General features: G+C 69.6%; 13 protein-coding genes. 5 read left to right on the top strand and 8 right to left on the bottom strand.

The annotated features are described in order from the left end of the window. Positions 1 to 109: 109 nt before the first annotated feature. The 3 genes from ACZ48X_RS01220 to ACZ48X_RS01210 all read right to left on the bottom strand — a co-directional run bounded on the left by ACZ48X_RS01220 (position 110) and on the right by ACZ48X_RS01210 (position 5998). On the bottom strand, positions 110 to 2374 hold the full coding sequence (locus ACZ48X_RS01220) for a midas domain-containing protein (protein WP_464379802.1): 2265 nt from the start codon (positions 2372 to 2374) through the stop codon (positions 110 to 112). A gap of 199 nt (positions 2375 to 2573) precedes the next feature. Next, positions 2574 to 4553: a hypothetical protein gene (locus ACZ48X_RS01215; RefSeq protein WP_336351398.1), complete on the bottom strand. Its 1980-nt coding sequence runs from the start codon at positions 4551 to 4553 to the stop codon at positions 2574 to 2576. A gap of 113 nt (positions 4554 to 4666) precedes the next feature. Further along, entirely contained in the window at positions 4667 to 5998 is a 1332-nt protein-coding gene (locus ACZ48X_RS01210) for an MFS transporter (RefSeq protein ID WP_336351399.1), read from the bottom strand. A gap of 179 nt (positions 5999 to 6177) precedes the next feature. On the opposite strand from ACZ48X_RS01210, the gene ACZ48X_RS01205 reads away from it, so the two are divergent. Both ACZ48X_RS01205 and ACZ48X_RS01200 read left to right on the top strand, forming a co-directional pair. Further along, on the top strand, positions 6178 to 6978 hold the full coding sequence (locus ACZ48X_RS01205; RefSeq protein ID WP_464379801.1) for an alpha/beta hydrolase: 801 nt from the start codon (positions 6178 to 6180) through the stop codon (positions 6976 to 6978). A 101-nt stretch (positions 6979 to 7079) separates the two neighbouring features. Then, positions 7080 to 7781 (top strand): SDR family NAD(P)-dependent oxidoreductase, encoded by a 702-nt coding sequence (locus ACZ48X_RS01200; protein ID WP_336351401.1) that lies wholly within the window; start codon positions 7080 to 7082, stop codon positions 7779 to 7781. Positions 7782 to 7898: 117 nt separating this feature from the next. On the opposite strand, the gene ACZ48X_RS01195 is transcribed toward ACZ48X_RS01200, so the two are convergent. Together ACZ48X_RS01195 and ACZ48X_RS01190 are read right to left on the bottom strand one after the other, a co-directional pair. Then, positions 7899 to 8189: a DUF378 domain-containing protein gene (locus ACZ48X_RS01195; protein ID WP_336351402.1), complete on the bottom strand. Its 291-nt coding sequence runs from the start codon at positions 8187 to 8189 to the stop codon at positions 7899 to 7901. A gap of 280 nt (positions 8190 to 8469) precedes the next feature. Continuing rightward, the gene (locus tag ACZ48X_RS01190) at positions 8470 to 9051 is read right to left on the bottom strand and encodes an NUDIX hydrolase (RefSeq protein WP_336351403.1); all 582 of its coding nucleotides are present in this window, start codon (positions 9049 to 9051) and stop codon (positions 8470 to 8472) included. 79 nt (positions 9052 to 9130) lie between these two features. On the opposite strand from ACZ48X_RS01190, the gene ACZ48X_RS01185 reads away from it, so the two are divergent. Next, entirely contained in the window at positions 9131 to 9550 is a 420-nt protein-coding gene (locus ACZ48X_RS01185) for an NUDIX domain-containing protein (RefSeq protein ID WP_336351404.1), read from the top strand. Positions 9551 to 9575: 25 nt separating this feature from the next. Here the strand turns inward: ACZ48X_RS01185 and ACZ48X_RS01180 are convergent, their stop codons facing one another. Further along, complete coding sequence (locus ACZ48X_RS01180) at positions 9576 to 9899, bottom strand: antibiotic biosynthesis monooxygenase family protein (protein ID WP_336351405.1); 324 nt, start codon at positions 9897 to 9899, stop codon at positions 9576 to 9578. A 130-nt stretch (positions 9900 to 10029) separates the two neighbouring features. On the opposite strand from ACZ48X_RS01180, the gene ACZ48X_RS01175 reads away from it, so the two are divergent. After that, positions 10030 to 10797 (top strand): helix-turn-helix transcriptional regulator, encoded by a 768-nt coding sequence (locus tag ACZ48X_RS01175; protein WP_336351406.1) that lies wholly within the window; start codon positions 10030 to 10032, stop codon positions 10795 to 10797. A gap of 345 nt (positions 10798 to 11142) precedes the next feature. Here ACZ48X_RS01175 and ACZ48X_RS01170 read toward each other — a convergent pair whose 3' ends face one another. Both ACZ48X_RS01170 and ACZ48X_RS01165 read right to left on the bottom strand, forming a co-directional pair. Further along, positions 11143 to 11382 (bottom strand): DUF6199 family natural product biosynthesis protein, encoded by a 240-nt coding sequence (locus ACZ48X_RS01170; protein ID WP_336351407.1) that lies wholly within the window; start codon positions 11380 to 11382, stop codon positions 11143 to 11145. Next, on the bottom strand, positions 11382 to 12185 hold the full coding sequence (locus ACZ48X_RS01165; protein WP_379762717.1) for a M48 family metallopeptidase: 804 nt from the start codon (positions 12183 to 12185) through the stop codon (positions 11382 to 11384). Before ACZ48X_RS01165 ends, ACZ48X_RS01170 begins: the two co-directional genes overlap by 1 nt. A gap of 222 nt (positions 12186 to 12407) precedes the next feature. On the opposite strand from ACZ48X_RS01165, the gene ACZ48X_RS01160 reads away from it, so the two are divergent. Beyond that, positions 12408 to 13763 carry a hypothetical protein gene (locus tag ACZ48X_RS01160; protein ID WP_336351409.1) on the top strand — a complete coding sequence of 452 codons (1356 nt, stop codon included), beginning with the start codon at positions 12408 to 12410 and terminating at the stop codon, positions 13761 to 13763. Positions 13764 to 13831: the final 68 nt, after the last annotated feature.

The raw sequence follows: 13831 nt of genomic DNA, 5'->3' as shown, positions 1-13831 counted from the left end.
CCAGTCTTTCTTTCGACGGGTCCCAGGGGACGACTGCGACGCGATCGCTCGACGCTCAGCGATGGGCTCGCTCTCGGCAGAGAAGGAGTTCCTGGAGTCGTCGGTGCCGTCAGTCGTCGGCGTTGACGGCCTCGGAGGGCTCGCCGTCGCCCTCGACGTCGTCGGATTCGGTCTCGTCTGCGTCGTCGGATTCGGTCTCGTCTGCGTCGTCGGATTCGGTCTCGTCTGCGTCGTCGGATTCGGTCTCGTCTGCGTCGTCGGATTCGGTCTCGTCTGCGTCGTCGGATTCGGTCGCCTCGGCGTCAGCGGTCTCGGTGTGTTCTGCTGCGGCGAGTTCCGGTGGTGCCTCCTCCGTCTCCGCCCCGTCGCGGTCATCGAGAACGGGCTCGGTAGACGGTTGCGGTGCGAGTTCGCGGCGGTGCAGCCAGTACCAGGCCGCGAACGCGACGAGTGCGGCGACGACGAGACCGCCGCCGGCCGAGACGCCCGTCGCAACCAGTGCGGTCCCACCGCCCGCTGCGGCGCCACCCGCGACCAGGAGCGTGCGCGAGAGCAACGACCGCTGCATCCGCGCCTCGATCGCGTCCGTGATGTCGGCCTCCGTCACGTACTCGTCCTCGAGCGTCGACTCGACGGCGGCGACCCGGTCCGCGTCCGCCTTCGACGCCGCGAGGTCGTCAACGCGACTCGACGTGTCCGACAACGCCGCAGCGTCCGCCTTCGACTCCTCGAGTTCCCCCAACTCGTCGTCGACCTCGGCGCGCTCGCGTTCCATGCGGTCGGACAGGAGCGTCTCCAGGTCGTCGACCTCCGAACGGAGCGCTTCGGACTCGGCTTCGAGGTCGTCCGCGAGCGACGCGGATTCGGCTTCGAGGTCGTCGGCGACCGTCTCGATGTCCGCCTCCAGCGTCGCTTCGACGTCGTCGACGACCGATTCGAGGTCGTCGTGGTCCGCGCGCAGCGACTCGAACGCGTCGAGCGCCGGCGTCCGCCGGTCCAGCGACTCCACGTCCTCGCCGAGCTTCTCGAGTGCGTCCGCGGTCGCCGCCGACGCTTCGAGCGCCTCCAAGTCCGCGCGGAGCGCGTCCACTTCCTCGTCGAACGCGTCCTCGGTCGCTTCGAGGTCGCTCTCCATCGCCGCAGCGTCGTCCAACGATTCCAGCGCGTCACGGACCCGCTCTACGTCCTCGACGTCGGCCTTCGAGTCCGCGAGCGCCGTCACGTCCGACGCGAGCGCGTCCACGGTGTCCGCGTCAGCCTTCTGCGAGTCGAGCGACGCCACCGTCGACGCGTCCGCCTTCGTTCCGTACAGTTCCGCGACCGAGTCCTCGAGGGACTCCAGGTCCGATTCCAGTTGTCCGCGCTTCTCCTTCGCTCGCGACTGGAGGTGCTCGACGAACTGCGACGTCGACGCCGACAACTGCACGTTCAGCGCCTGCCCGAGGGCCGCACGCGTCTCCTCGTCGACCGACTCGGACTCGAGCGCCGCCACGAACCGCTCCACCACCGCCGCGTCGCCGTCACCAGCGCCTTCGCGGCCCGGGGGCTCGTCCGCGGCTGCGTCCGCCGTACCGGCGTCGTCGCTCTCTTCCTCGTCCGCAGTCGACGTCTCCAGAATCGACGGGCCCCTCTCGTCGTCGAGCGCTTCGTCGCCGCCGCCGTCGTCGTCCCCATCGGTCGTGGCGTCGCTGGCGGTTGCCCCCTCGGCCGTCGGGTCGGCGAGCGAGAGCGTCGACCGCGGACTGCCGTCGCCGCCCCCGGAGCCGTCCTCGTCTTCGTCGGACTCCGCTCCGGACTCGCTGTCGTCCTCGGGCACGACAGCGTCGACGGACGGAGCAGTCGCGTCCGAGCCGTCGACCGCGTTCTCGCCGTCGTCGGCCCCGGCCGCGTTCTCGTCGTCGTCGTCCCCGGCCGCGTTCTCGCCGTCGTCGTCGGCACCGGCCGCGTCATCACCACCAGTGGCGTCCTCGTCGGCGCCGTCGGTCACGTTGGCGCTTGAGGAGATGGAGAGCTCCGGGCGAGCGAGGAACGTCGACGGGTCCTCGACCGCTTCTCGCCGGACACCGTAGACGGTCGTAACCGTCTCTCCCGCCGGTAGCTCCGTCTCGAACCGGAGCGCGTTCGCTCCGGCGTGCTGCCAGTGTTCGCCGCGGTACTCGTCGTGGAACCCGACGTCGTCGAGGTCGAGTCCGTCCGGGATGCGGTCCGTGAGGGCGACCCGGACGTCGTCCTCGCGAACGGATCTGATCTCGTACTTCACTATCGGGACGGCGGACCCCGTCTCGGCCATCCACTTCGAGACGTGGACGCCACCTGCGGTGACTGCCACCCTGTCGTCGTCCGCGTCGACGGACGCGTGCTCTGACCCACTCATCTACGGTAATTACCGAATGCACTGTTATCATCTTGCCGATTAGATACCCGATACGTTCAGATGCGAAACTAAATCTGCGAGATAACTTTCGAAACGCGTGCTCCGGTCCGTCGAAGCCGCGAACTCGCAGCCAACGTCGCCACCCATCCGCGTCTCGTCCGCCTGGACGACCGTTCCCGTGCGCTACTGCTCCCGTGCGCTACTCGTCGGTGCCCTCGCCGAGCTCCCCGTCGTTCAACCACCACCAGTACGCGAGCGCTGCGAGCCCGAGCACCACCAGCACCACGCCACCGGTCGTTCCGGACGCGAGCAACGCACCACCGGCACCGACCGCGCCACCAGCCCCCAGCAGGAGCGTGCGCGCGAACAGACTCGTCCGCAACCGCGACTCCAGCGCGTCCGTGATGTCCGCCTCGGTCACGTACCGCCGCTCCAGGTCCGCCTCGACGCTCCCGACGCGCTCGGCCGTCGCACTCGTCGACTCGACGCGCTCCAGTTCCGATTCGACGTCCGCCACCGCGTCCGCCCGCATCGTCGCCTCCTCGTCGACGCGGTCCTCGAGCCGCGACGTCACGCGCTCCAGTTCCGCCGACAGCGACTCGTCGAGGGACGCGAGCTCCCGCTCCACGCCCGCCAGGTCCGCGTCCCTCGCCGCGTCCTCGGCGAGCGATTCGTGCGCGTCGCGGAGCTGCTCGTGGTCCTCGCGCAGCGTCTCGTGGTCCGATTGGAGCGTCTCGAACGCGTCGGTACTCGGCGTTCGGTCGTCCAGGTCCCGCACGCCGCGCGCGAGCTCCTCGACGCCGGCCTCGCTCGCAGCGCGCTCGTCGACGTTCGAGAGCGTCGCGTCGAGCGCCGCGATACGGTCCTCGAGCGACGACCGGGCGTCCGCGAGGTCCGTCGTCGTCGCCGCCGTCGACTCCACCGACGCCAGCTCCTCCTCGAGCGCCGCCACCGCCGCAGCGTCCGCCTTCGCGTCCTCGAGCGCCGACACCGACTCCGATAGCGTCGAAACCCGTTCGGCGTCCGCCTTCTCCGCGCGAACCGACGACAGCGTCGACGAGTCCGCCTTCAGCCCGTAGAGCTCCGCGATGGAGTCCTCCAACCGCTCGATGTCGGCCTCGAGCTGGCCGCGCTTCTCCTTCATCCGCGACTGGAGGTGCTCGACGAACTGCGAGGACGACGCCGACAACTGGAGGTTGAGTTCGCGCGCCAGCGCCTCCTTCGTCTCGGCGTCCACGTCCGACGACTGCAACTCGGTCGCGAGCGACGCCACCACGCCCTCGCTCTCGCTCCCGACCGCGGCTGCGGCGTCCTCGGACCCGACGGTCGCGTCAGCGCTCGCGCCGGTCGCGTCAGCGGCCGAGTCCGTCGGAGCAGCTGTTCCCGTGGCCGTTGGGTCCGCTTCGCCGACGTCCTCCGGGTCCTCCTCGGTGGCCGCAACGGTGGTCGACGCGTCGTTCGTCGCCAGCGCGACGGGGTCTTCCGTCGCTAGCGCCGCTTCCGGTTCGCCACCTTCCCACACCGGACCCGAGTCGGTGGCCGTGGCCTCCTCGCTGCTGTCGTCCGCCGCCTCGTTCGCCTTCGGGTCCGCGAGCGAGAGCGTCTCCGTCGGCTCCTCGTCCGACTTCCCCGATGCTTCGGCCTGAGCGTCACTCGACGCCGACCCGTCGTCCGCGCCGCCCGGAGTCTCAGGCGACTCGGACGCGGCGGCGGCATCCTCGAGCGCCCGCTCGAGTCGTTCGTCGACCGCGTCCGGCGACGCCGCCGACGTCGACGCGTCATCGTCGCTCGCGTCCTCGACGCCTGGATCGACCGTCACGTCGAGCGACGGTCGGTCCAGGTACGGCGCCGGGTCGTCGACGGAATCCCGCCGGATGCCGTACACCGTCGTCACCTCCTCGCCCCCGTCCAGCGTCACCTCGAACCGGAGGGCGTCCGGTCCCGGGCGCGTCCAGCAGTCGCCGTGGTGGTCGTCGTGGAACCCGACGTCGTCCGCGTCGAGGTGGTCCGGGACGACGTCGTTCACCGCAACCGCCACCGCGTCGTCCCTGGCTGACGCGAGCTCGTACTTCACGACCGGCACCGCCGCCGCGTTCGTCGCCACCCACTTCCGTACCTGCACGCCGTCCGACGACACGGCGACGCGACTCTCGTCGTCGTCGGCGCGAACGTGCCCCATACTCGACATAGATATAAATTACATAACCAAACTTTATCATATTAACGGTATCTATAGGGGAATCTAAACGTTCTCCAGGGGCCGGGGAATTATCCATAGCTGGGCGCGGCCGGTCAGGCGTACGGCTCGAACTCGCCGCCCCGCAGCAGGAAGTATCCGGTCCCGACGAGGCCGACGACCGACGCCACCTGGAACGCCAGCGCGGGCGACACCTCGTAGAGCACGCCACCGAGCACCGCGCTCGGAATGACGACCACGTTCCGCACGAAGTAGTACGTCCCCGTGACGCGGCCGCCAGCGTCCGCCTCCGCGGGCCCGACGATGAGCGCCTTGTGCGCCGGCAGCCCCGCGAACCGCAGCCCCGAGAACGCGAACAGCGCGACGAGCGCCCACTGGTCCGCCGGCGAGAACGCCAGCAGCGTCGGGAAGACCGCGTACACGACGAACCCGAGCGCGACAACGGGCTTCAGGCCCACGCGCTCCGCGAGCGTCGCCACCGGAATCATCGACGCGAGCGCGACCACCATCTCCACCGCGAGCAGCACACCGAAGAACGCGTCCGGCCGCAGCGCCACCCCGAACGCCCGGAATCCCACGCCGAGTTCGTCGGTGACGAACAGCACGAAGAACCCGTACACCATCCCGTTCGCGAACCGGACGAACGTATCCCCGACGAGCAGCGGTCGGAGCAGGTCCGGGAGGCCGCGGAGGTCCGCGAGCACCTGCGAGACGCCCGCGAACGAGTCCCCGACGGTGTCCTCGCTCGCGTCGTACAGGTAGTGCTGGGCGACGGTCGCGACCGCGCCGAACGCCACGGCGACGAGGAGGATGCGCTGGAACCCCTCGACGAACCCGGTCGTCGCCGCGAGCAGCGCCGTCGCGAGCAGCGGCCCGACGAGGAACCCGATCCGCCTGAAGGTCTCCGTGCTCGCGAACCCCGCGGCCAGGTGCTCGGGCTCGGTCGCCTGCTTGACGACCGCGAACGTCGCACCCAGCCCGAAGGACTTCCACGCCTGCGTGAACAGCAGGCCGACAGTCATCACGGCGAACGCCGGCAAAGCCAACCCGAGTGGGGTCCACGCCGACACCGACTCCACGGCGTACCACACGAGGAACCCGAGCGTCGACAGCACGCCGAACGCCGTCAGCGCCGTCCGCGATCCCACGCGGTCGCTCACCCACCCGCCCGGGTACGGGTAGACCGCACTCACGAGGTTCCCGACGCTCAGGTACACGCCGATGAGGACCGGACTGATACCGAGGACGCGCATGTACTCCGGGACGTACCGACTCGTCATCTGGAACGCCAGACTGAACGCGAGCATCGCCACCGACAACACGAGCACGTCCCGGCGCAGCGACAGGAACTGCCGGAACGGGTCGAGGACGTCCAGACCGCCCGCTGCGGGACGGTCGTCGGTCGACGTCGCGTCGCCGTCTGCCATCACGGCCGACCACTCTCGCGGGCCCCAAAAGCATGTCTCCAGAGCCCGGGACCAGTCGAAGCGAACGACGCGTGCGATTCCACCGCTGGCCGTGCGATTCCACCGCTGGCCCGTGGTCCGTCCCCGCGCAATCGCCGATGTTCGTGGTGCTTACAACCAGTCAATTCGACGTGGTGGCTATGCCCTCCGGTATCGTCGACCGCGACGTCTCGTTCAAGTCGACGCCCGAACGCGACCTCCACGCGAACTGCTTCCGTCCGAGTGCGTCGAGCGAGGACCTCGAACGTGGGGCGGTCGCGGTGCACGTCCACGGCGGCGTCTGGAATCGCGGCGACCGCGAGTTCTTCGACGACCGCTGTCGTGCACTCGCCGCCCGCGGCCTCCCGGCGGTCACCGTCGACTACAGGCTCTCCGGCGAAGCGACGTACCCCGCCGCCCTCCAGGACGTCCGGAGCGCAGTCCGGTGGGTTCGTAGCGAACGTCCGCTCGGATTCGACCCGGAGGCCGTCGTCCTCGTCGGCCACTCCGCGGGCGCGCACCTCGCCGCCCTCACCGCCGCGACAGCGTCACAGCCGGCGCACTCGCCAACGCCCACCGACCCGTACGGTGAGGCATCCACCGCCGTCGATGGCGTCGTCTGCTTCGACGGCCCCTACGACCTCTTCGGTGCAGAACCCGGGAGCGAGACCGCGGACTTCGTGGGCGGTGATCCGACCGACGTCCCCGACCGATACCGAGCGGCCTCGCCGCGAGAGCAGGCCGACGGCCAGCATCCACCCGCGCTCCTCTATCACGCGGACGACGACGAGTGGCTCACGCGTCGCGAAACTCGCGCCTATCGCGACGTCCTCAACTGCGCGGGCGTCGACGTCGAACTGAAGACGCCGCCCGGCGACCACTTCTTCTTCACCGACGACCCCTGGTTCGAACGCACCGTCGAGCACACCCTCGACTTCGTCGACCGCGTCACGTCGACGTAGGAACCGACAGCGACCGAACCAGGGGTCAGGGCAGACCGGACACCACCGGGTGCGTGCGAGCCACGCACAGCGTTTTCCCGCTGGCGGTCCTGCGTGAACGCATGACACGTACTGTCGTCATCGCGGGCGTCGGCCCGGGTCTCGGCGCGTCGCTCGCTCGACGATTCGTCGACGAGGACTGCCAGGTTGCCCTGTTCGCCCGGTCCAGCGACTACGTCGACGTGCTCGCGGACGAACTCGGCGACGCCGCCATCGCCGTCCAGGTCGACGTCACCGACCCCGGAGCAGTCAGCGAGGGGTTCGAGACGGTCCGCGACGCGTTCGGGCCCGTCGACGTCCTCGTGAATCACGCCAGCGGCGGCGCGTGGAAGGGACTCGAGGACATCTCGGTCGACGAGTTCGACGACGCCCTCGCGGTCTCAGCACGCGGCGCGCTGCTGTGTTCACAGGAGGCAGTCGGCGACATGCTCGATGGCGACGGCGGCACCGTCATCTTCACCGGCGCGACGTCGGCCGTCCGCGGCCGCGACGGTGCAGTCGGGTTCAGCGCCGGGAAGTTCGCCGCCCGCGGCATGGCCGAGTCGATGGCGCGCGAACTCGGCCCCGACGGCGTCCACGTCGCCCACGTCGTCATCGACGGCCAGATACGACCGCCGGACGTCGCCGGCCGCGACACCGACGGCGACGCCGACACCTACCTCGACCCCGACAGCATCGCGGCCGAGTACTGGCACCTCGTCGAGCAGGACCGGTCGTCGTGGACGCTCGAACTGGACGTCCGCCCGCACGTCGAGAACTTCTAGCCACGAACCACTAGCCACGAACCGCTGGATGGGCGCGTTCGCTCTACGGACTGATACCGACGAAAAACGGAGTCGGAGTCGAGTTGGAAAAATCCGCGTGAACCGTTCGAGCCCGAATTACTTCGGGGACACGCGCTCGGTCATCTCGTCGGTCATCTCGTCGATGTCGTCCACGCGAACGCCCGAGATGCGGGTGGCGAAGTAGATGCCGTAGATGCCCGCGAGGCCGACGATGGCGTACACGAGGAACTCGAGTTCGGGAATCGACCCGAGCGCGATGTTCACGAGGTTCCAGTTCGCGGCCGAGTCCACGAAGTACCCGATGCCGACGAGCCCCCAGTTGACCGCACCGACGATGACGAGGGCGAGTACGATCCAATCGAGGACGTTCATTTTGAATTGCTTCATGATGGTTCTCACTGCTTCTAGTCGCGCCCTGGGTGGATAAGGTGATATTGCGTAATCGGGGCGCTTACTGGCTGTTTCGGGCTGCTTCGAGCCTTCGGGCTGTCTCCCGAACCACGGCTACGCGAGGAACTCGTTGTAGACCGCGTCGAGCGGGAGTGCGGTAGCGGCGGTGCCGTTTGCGATGCCGTGGAGTGCGCCGTCGACCGACGCCGGCACCTGATCGCTGGTAGCGGCGAGTGACGTCGGTGCGTGGAGACCAATACCGGTCGCGTGACCCTCTTCAGAAGAACGAGTCGGCACGCATCGCGGTCTCCTCCATCAGCGCTGCGGGCGGTTCGGCGAACCACGCGGCGCCGTCGACCTCGCCGGGCTGGACGGTGATGGAGCCACCGACGTAGTCCGCGTCGAAGAACGCGTGCAGCGACACCGTCTCGCGGTCTTCATCTGGATCGGTACTCTGCCACGTCTTCCGGTCGAGCAGCCACAGTCCAGAAATCTCGCACCCGACGCCGGTCTCTTCGAGGGTCTCGCGGCGGGCGGCGCGCTCGAACGACTCGTCGTCCTCGACGCCACCGCCGGGGATGCCCCACTCGTCGTCGCCGCGGGGCAGGACGAGCAGCGCTTGCTCGCGCTCTATCCCGTCGCCGACGTACGATTCGCTCGGGTAGCCCGCCTGTTCCGGCTCCCGGGACACCCACGCGTACGCCCCGCCGACGTAGCCGTCGCGGGCGTTCGCGACGCACTCGTCGAACTTCGCCGCGGGCACCTCCATCGTCGATTCGACGACGTCCACCGCGCCGTACCGCTCCTGGAGCGCACCCGTCCGTTTGTCGACGAACCCCTCGTTGATGCGTTCGCTCATGGAACCAGACCGATACGGCGCTCGGGAAAGACGGTTTCGATGACGTGTCTTTTACGCTCGTCGGCGCGAACGCCGACGCATGAGTCACGACGTGCGCGCACTCACCGCGGACGGCGTCGTATTCGTCGACGACGCGGTCGTCCTGCTCGAACGCAACCACCCGCCAGACGAGGGTTCGTGGGTGCTCCCCGGTGGGTTCGTCGAACCCGAGGAGACCGCCGCGACCGCCGCCGCGCGCGAGGTCGAGGAGGAGACCGGGATGGCGGTCGAACCGACCGCGTTCGTCGGGTTGTTCGACGCACCCGACCGCGACCCGCGACACACCGCGAGCGCAGCCTACGTCTGCGAGCCCGTTGACCCGGACGCGACCCCCGAAGCACGCGAGGAGGCGACGAAAGTGGGGACGTTCGACCCACGGGACCCGCCCGAACTCGGGTTCGACCACGCCGACGTCCTCGCCGCCGCACTCGACGTCCGCGAGGACCGACCGCCTCGCTAGCGCTCGCGTCCGCTGTCGAACCCGCTTACCGGTCGCCGCCGGCGTCGAACCCGACCTCGTGTATCTCCACGTTACCCTCCTGCTCGAACCACTCCTCGGGCGCCGGATTCCGGTGGGCTTCCCGGAACGCCTCGCTCTCCGTCCACGCCTCGAACGCGTCCATCGACTCCCAGTACGTCACCGCCGCGTGCGTCCCCGTGTCGATGTGGCCGTGGTCGACCGGGCGATGGAACTCGAAGCGCACGAACCCGTCCATCGACTCGACCTCGCCCATGCGATTCCGGAAGCGCTCCTCGAACTCCTCGACGTGGTCCTCGTGGACGTGGAACCTGTTGGATACCACTAGCATACACGGCGCTACTCGCGGCGACGGCATAACTCCCGGGTTGGACGACGCTATCGCACTCGCCGCCCCGCGTCGCACCCGCTGCAACACGCCGCAGGACTGATAGGTCTCACTCCGAACGTTTGGAACGACCATGGACGAACGGACAGCGAGGATCGAGGACGTCGAGTTCCTGGCCCGGTCGACCACTCGCATTCGACTGCTCGAGACGCTCCGGGAACGCGGGCCGGCGACCCGCGAGGACCTCCGCGAGGCGCTCTCGGCGTCGCGCACCACGGTCTCGCGGAACCTCGATGCGCTCTGCGACCGCGGCTGGGTGCGCGCGACCGACCGCGAGTACGCGCTGACTCCGGGCACCGACGCTATCGTCGACCGGTTCCTCGACCTCGAGTCGACGGTCGGCATCGCGGACCGCCTCCGGCCGTTCCTCGAGCACGTCGACGACGACGCGTTCGACGTCGACCTCGGACTCCTCGACGAGGCAACCGTCACCGTCACGGAACCGGGCGATCCGCTCGCGATGGTGAACGCGCACGTCGCGGCGATACAACGCAGCACCGACGTCCTCGCCGCGGTCCCGTTCCTCGGCCTGCACGCGACCGAGGCCGTCCACGAGTCCGTCGTCGACGGCGACGCGACCGTCGAACTCGTCGCCGGCCCACGGGTCGTCGAGACCCTCCTCGAAGCCCCCGGGTACGCCGCACTTGCGGCGGATCTCCAGGCAGCGGACGGGTTCACGCTGTCACGGGCGCCGGCCGACGTCCCGTTCTACGTCGGCGTCCTCGACGACGTGGTGCAGGTCGGCGTCGACGAGGACGGCGAACCACGGGCGCTCATCGAGTCGACCACGCCCGCGGTCCGCGACTGGGCGCGAGCGAAGATAGACTCGTTCCGCGAGTAACCAGACGCCGAGCCGACCGACCAAGTGCCGCTGCGTCGGCGCTCCCCCGAACCCCGACGCGGCGCTTCAAGCCCGTTCAATCGACACTCCCCCCTCGTCGGGCCGGGTCCCCGTTCGTGGCCCGCACCCCGACGAAGGAACCGACGGCGTTTCAGTGCACCCCGTGCACAGCGTGCAACCCCTGCACGCGCCAGCGGGGGACGGCACGCTCGCCGAGCGGGGGACGGCACGCTCGCCGAGCGGGGGACGGCACGCTCGCCGAGCGGGGGACGGCACGCTCGCCGACCGTGAGACGCGGGCCTCGCCGACCGAGAAAGGCCTCCCCGAAGACGGGGTGGTGGGTCGTCAGAGGAACAGCGACGCGAAGTAGAGGCCGGCGAGGACGAACCCGACGCCGGCGACGCGGATAAGGGTCTCCCAGACGCTGCCCTCGCTCGGGGCGTCGCCGCTCGGCCCAGGCTGGCGGTCCGGGCGCGTCCCCGCCGTCTGCACCGCGAGGACGATCCCTGGCTTCGCGATCATGAACGCGCCGAACCCGACGCCGAGGACCGCCGACAGCGCCTCCGTGAGACCCGGTTCGACCATCAGTTACGGAGCCGCTCGATGCGCTTCTCCATCGGCGGGTGCGTCGACACGAGCTTCGAGAGGAACCCGCCGCCCGTGCCGAAGATACAGAGCGCGGAGACGTCCTCGTCGATCTTCGACTCGCGGCCTTCCGCGCCGCGACTGATCTTCGAGAGCGCTCGCGCGAGCGGGTCGCCGCTCCCGATGACGCGGCGGGCGTCCGCGTCGGCGACGTACTCGCGGTACCGCGAGATGGCGAGCACGAACAGCATCACGATGAACTGCACGACGTTCCCGACGATGATGGCGAGGAAGAAGTCCGCGAGGTCGTTGTCGCCCGCGAGCAGCACGACGAACTGCGCGACGAGCCCGACGATGCTCGCGATGCCCTGCCCGAGCACCATCATGACGACGTCGCGGTTCGCGATGTGCGCGAGCTCGTGCGCGAGCACGCCCTCGACCTCGTCGTCCTCCAGGAGGTGGAGGAGTTCGCGGGAGACGACGACGGTCCCCGCGCCCTTGCGGCCGACCGCGAACGCGTTCGGGACGCCCATGTCCGCGACCATCAGCCGCGGCTTGTCGATGCCCATGTCGCGACTCATCGATTCGACCTGCTGGTGGATGCGTGCGTACTCGCCACTCTCGGGCATGTCCTCAGCGCCGACGCTCCGGAGCGCCGCCCACTTCCCGACCTTGTACTGGAACCCGATGAGGACCACCGAGCCGACGAGCACGAGCGGTATCGCGCCCTGTCCGAACATCGCGTAGACGACTGCACCGGCGGCGGCGTAGAACGCGAACAGGAGCGTTCCGACGACCGCCATCCGTACCTTCAGGCCTGTGTGTCGCATGTGGTGCGCCGCTAGCCCGTCGCCGCTTATCAATTACGTGGTTAAACCCATGGGTCGATTTCGAACCTGAACCGCAGGCAGGTAGCGGTTGCGGCGATTGGCGTCCACGACGACCGGGGCTCGTGGTGGAATCGCCGGCTGCGGCCGAACGCGTTCGGGAGTACCGGGAGGGTCGTCGCGAGCGTACCGTGGTACATGAGCGCGATACTCGGGTCCGTGGACGCGACGCGTGGGCCGCCGACCGCCGTACCGCTCCGGCACGTGGTCGTCGCGCTCGCGTTCCTCGTCGCCGGCGTGCTCGTCGGCGCCGCGGACGCGGCCGGTGCGGTTCCGGGCGTAGCGCACCTCGCGCACGTCCACCTCCTGTTCGTCGGCTGGATCGCGATAACCATCCTCGGTGCGATGACGCAGTTCGTCCCCGTGTGGGCGGGCACGACGCTGTACTCGCGACGCCTCGCGAACCTCCAACTCGTCCTCGTCGGGGGTGGCGTGGCGACGTTCGCGGTGGCGTTCGCGACGACCTCGTGGTGGCTCCTACTCGCCGGCGCGCTCGCGATGTGGCTGGGGTTCCTCGCGTTCGCGTACAACCTCGCGCGGACGCTCCTGACCGTCGACGACCCGGGGACGACCGAGGGCCACTTCGCGGTCGCACTCGTGGCGTTCGTCCTCCTCTCGACGCTCGGCGTCCTCATGGCCGGGAACTACGCGACCGGCGTCCTCGCCGCGCTCGGCGTCGACCAAGCCGCCGCTCGCGGCGCGCACGTCGCCCTCGCGGTGTTCGGTGCGATTCTCACGACGGTCTACGGCGCGCTCTACCAGCTCGCGCCGATGTTCACGCAGTCCGACCTCGACGCGCTCGACCACCGCTGCCGCCGCGTCGAGTCGGTCGCACATCCCGTGGGCGTGCTCGCGCTCGCCGCCGGTCGATTCGCGGACGCCGTCGTCGTCGCCCGAATCGGCGGTGTCCTCGTCGTCCTCGGCGCGTTCACGTTCGCCGTCGTCTTCGCGCGTCGGCTCTGGCACGCTCGCGTCGAGCCCGGTGCCCTCCAGCGCCGGTACGCCGTCGCCGCGCTCGCGCTCGCAGCCTGGGCCGCCGCCAGCGCCCCGGCGTGGCTCTCGGACCCGACGGCGCCCGACGCGCTCCTCGGCGCACCCGACGTCGGCCCGCTCCTGCTCGTCGCAGCAGTCGGGTTCGTCGTCGCCGGCACGAGCTATCACGTCGTCCCGTTCCTCGTCTGGGTCGAACGCTACAGCGACCGCCTCGGGTACGAGCCCGTGCCGAGCATCGACGACCTCTACGACGCGCGGGTCGCGCGCAGCGAACTCGCGCTCGTCGTCGTCGCACTCCTCGGCGCGCTCGCCGCCAGCGTCCTCACAGTCCCCGACGCGCTCGTCGCACTCGCCGGAACGCTCGCCGCCGTCGGCGTGCTCGCGTTCGCCGGCAACCTCGTCGGCGTCGTCCACCACCACGCCGCCCGCGGCGTCCACGCCGTCGTCCTCGGTGCGCTCGCGCCACGACGAACCCGCGGCGAGGTCGATACCGACCGCTAGAACGGCAACCCGAACCTGCCTAGCGTTAGACCGCCGCCTCGAACCTGCCTAGCGTTAGAACGCCGCCT

The organism is Halorubellus litoreus, from assembly GCF_055378595.1.
The sequence above is the reverse complement of the archived record's forward strand: the minus strand, read 5'-3'. Positions and strand labels throughout refer to the sequence as shown.

Coding starts and splice junctions, on each gene's coding strand:
- ACZ48X_RS01220 (WP_464379802.1), bottom strand. CDS start 2,374: ATGAGTGGGTCAGAGCACGCGTCCGTCGACGCGGACGACGACAGGGTG.
- ACZ48X_RS01215 (WP_336351398.1), bottom strand. CDS start 4,553: ATGGGGCACGTTCGCGCCGACGACGACGAGAGTCGCGTCGCCGTGTCG.
- ACZ48X_RS01210 (WP_336351399.1), bottom strand. CDS start 5,998: ATGGCAGACGGCGACGCGACGTCGACCGACGACCGTCCCGCAGCGGGC.
- ACZ48X_RS01205 (WP_464379801.1), top strand. CDS start 6,178: ATGCCCTCCGGTATCGTCGACCGCGACGTCTCGTTCAAGTCGACGCCC.
- ACZ48X_RS01200 (WP_336351401.1), top strand. CDS start 7,080: ATGACACGTACTGTCGTCATCGCGGGCGTCGGCCCGGGTCTCGGCGCG.
- ACZ48X_RS01195 (WP_336351402.1), bottom strand. CDS start 8,189: ATGAAGCAATTCAAAATGAACGTCCTCGATTGGATCGTACTCGCCCTC.
- ACZ48X_RS01190 (WP_336351403.1), bottom strand. CDS start 9,051: ATGAGCGAACGCATCAACGAGGGGTTCGTCGACAAACGGACGGGTGCG.
- ACZ48X_RS01185 (WP_336351404.1), top strand. CDS start 9,131: ATGAGTCACGACGTGCGCGCACTCACCGCGGACGGCGTCGTATTCGTC.
- ACZ48X_RS01180 (WP_336351405.1), bottom strand. CDS start 9,899: ATGCTAGTGGTATCCAACAGGTTCCACGTCCACGAGGACCACGTCGAG.
- ACZ48X_RS01175 (WP_336351406.1), top strand. CDS start 10,030: ATGGACGAACGGACAGCGAGGATCGAGGACGTCGAGTTCCTGGCCCGG.
- ACZ48X_RS01170 (WP_336351407.1), bottom strand. CDS start 11,382: ATGGTCGAACCGGGTCTCACGGAGGCGCTGTCGGCGGTCCTCGGCGTC.
- ACZ48X_RS01165 (WP_379762717.1), bottom strand. CDS start 12,185: ATGGCGGTCGTCGGAACGCTCCTGTTCGCGTTCTACGCCGCCGCCGGT.
- ACZ48X_RS01160 (WP_336351409.1), top strand. CDS start 12,408: ATGAGCGCGATACTCGGGTCCGTGGACGCGACGCGTGGGCCGCCGACC.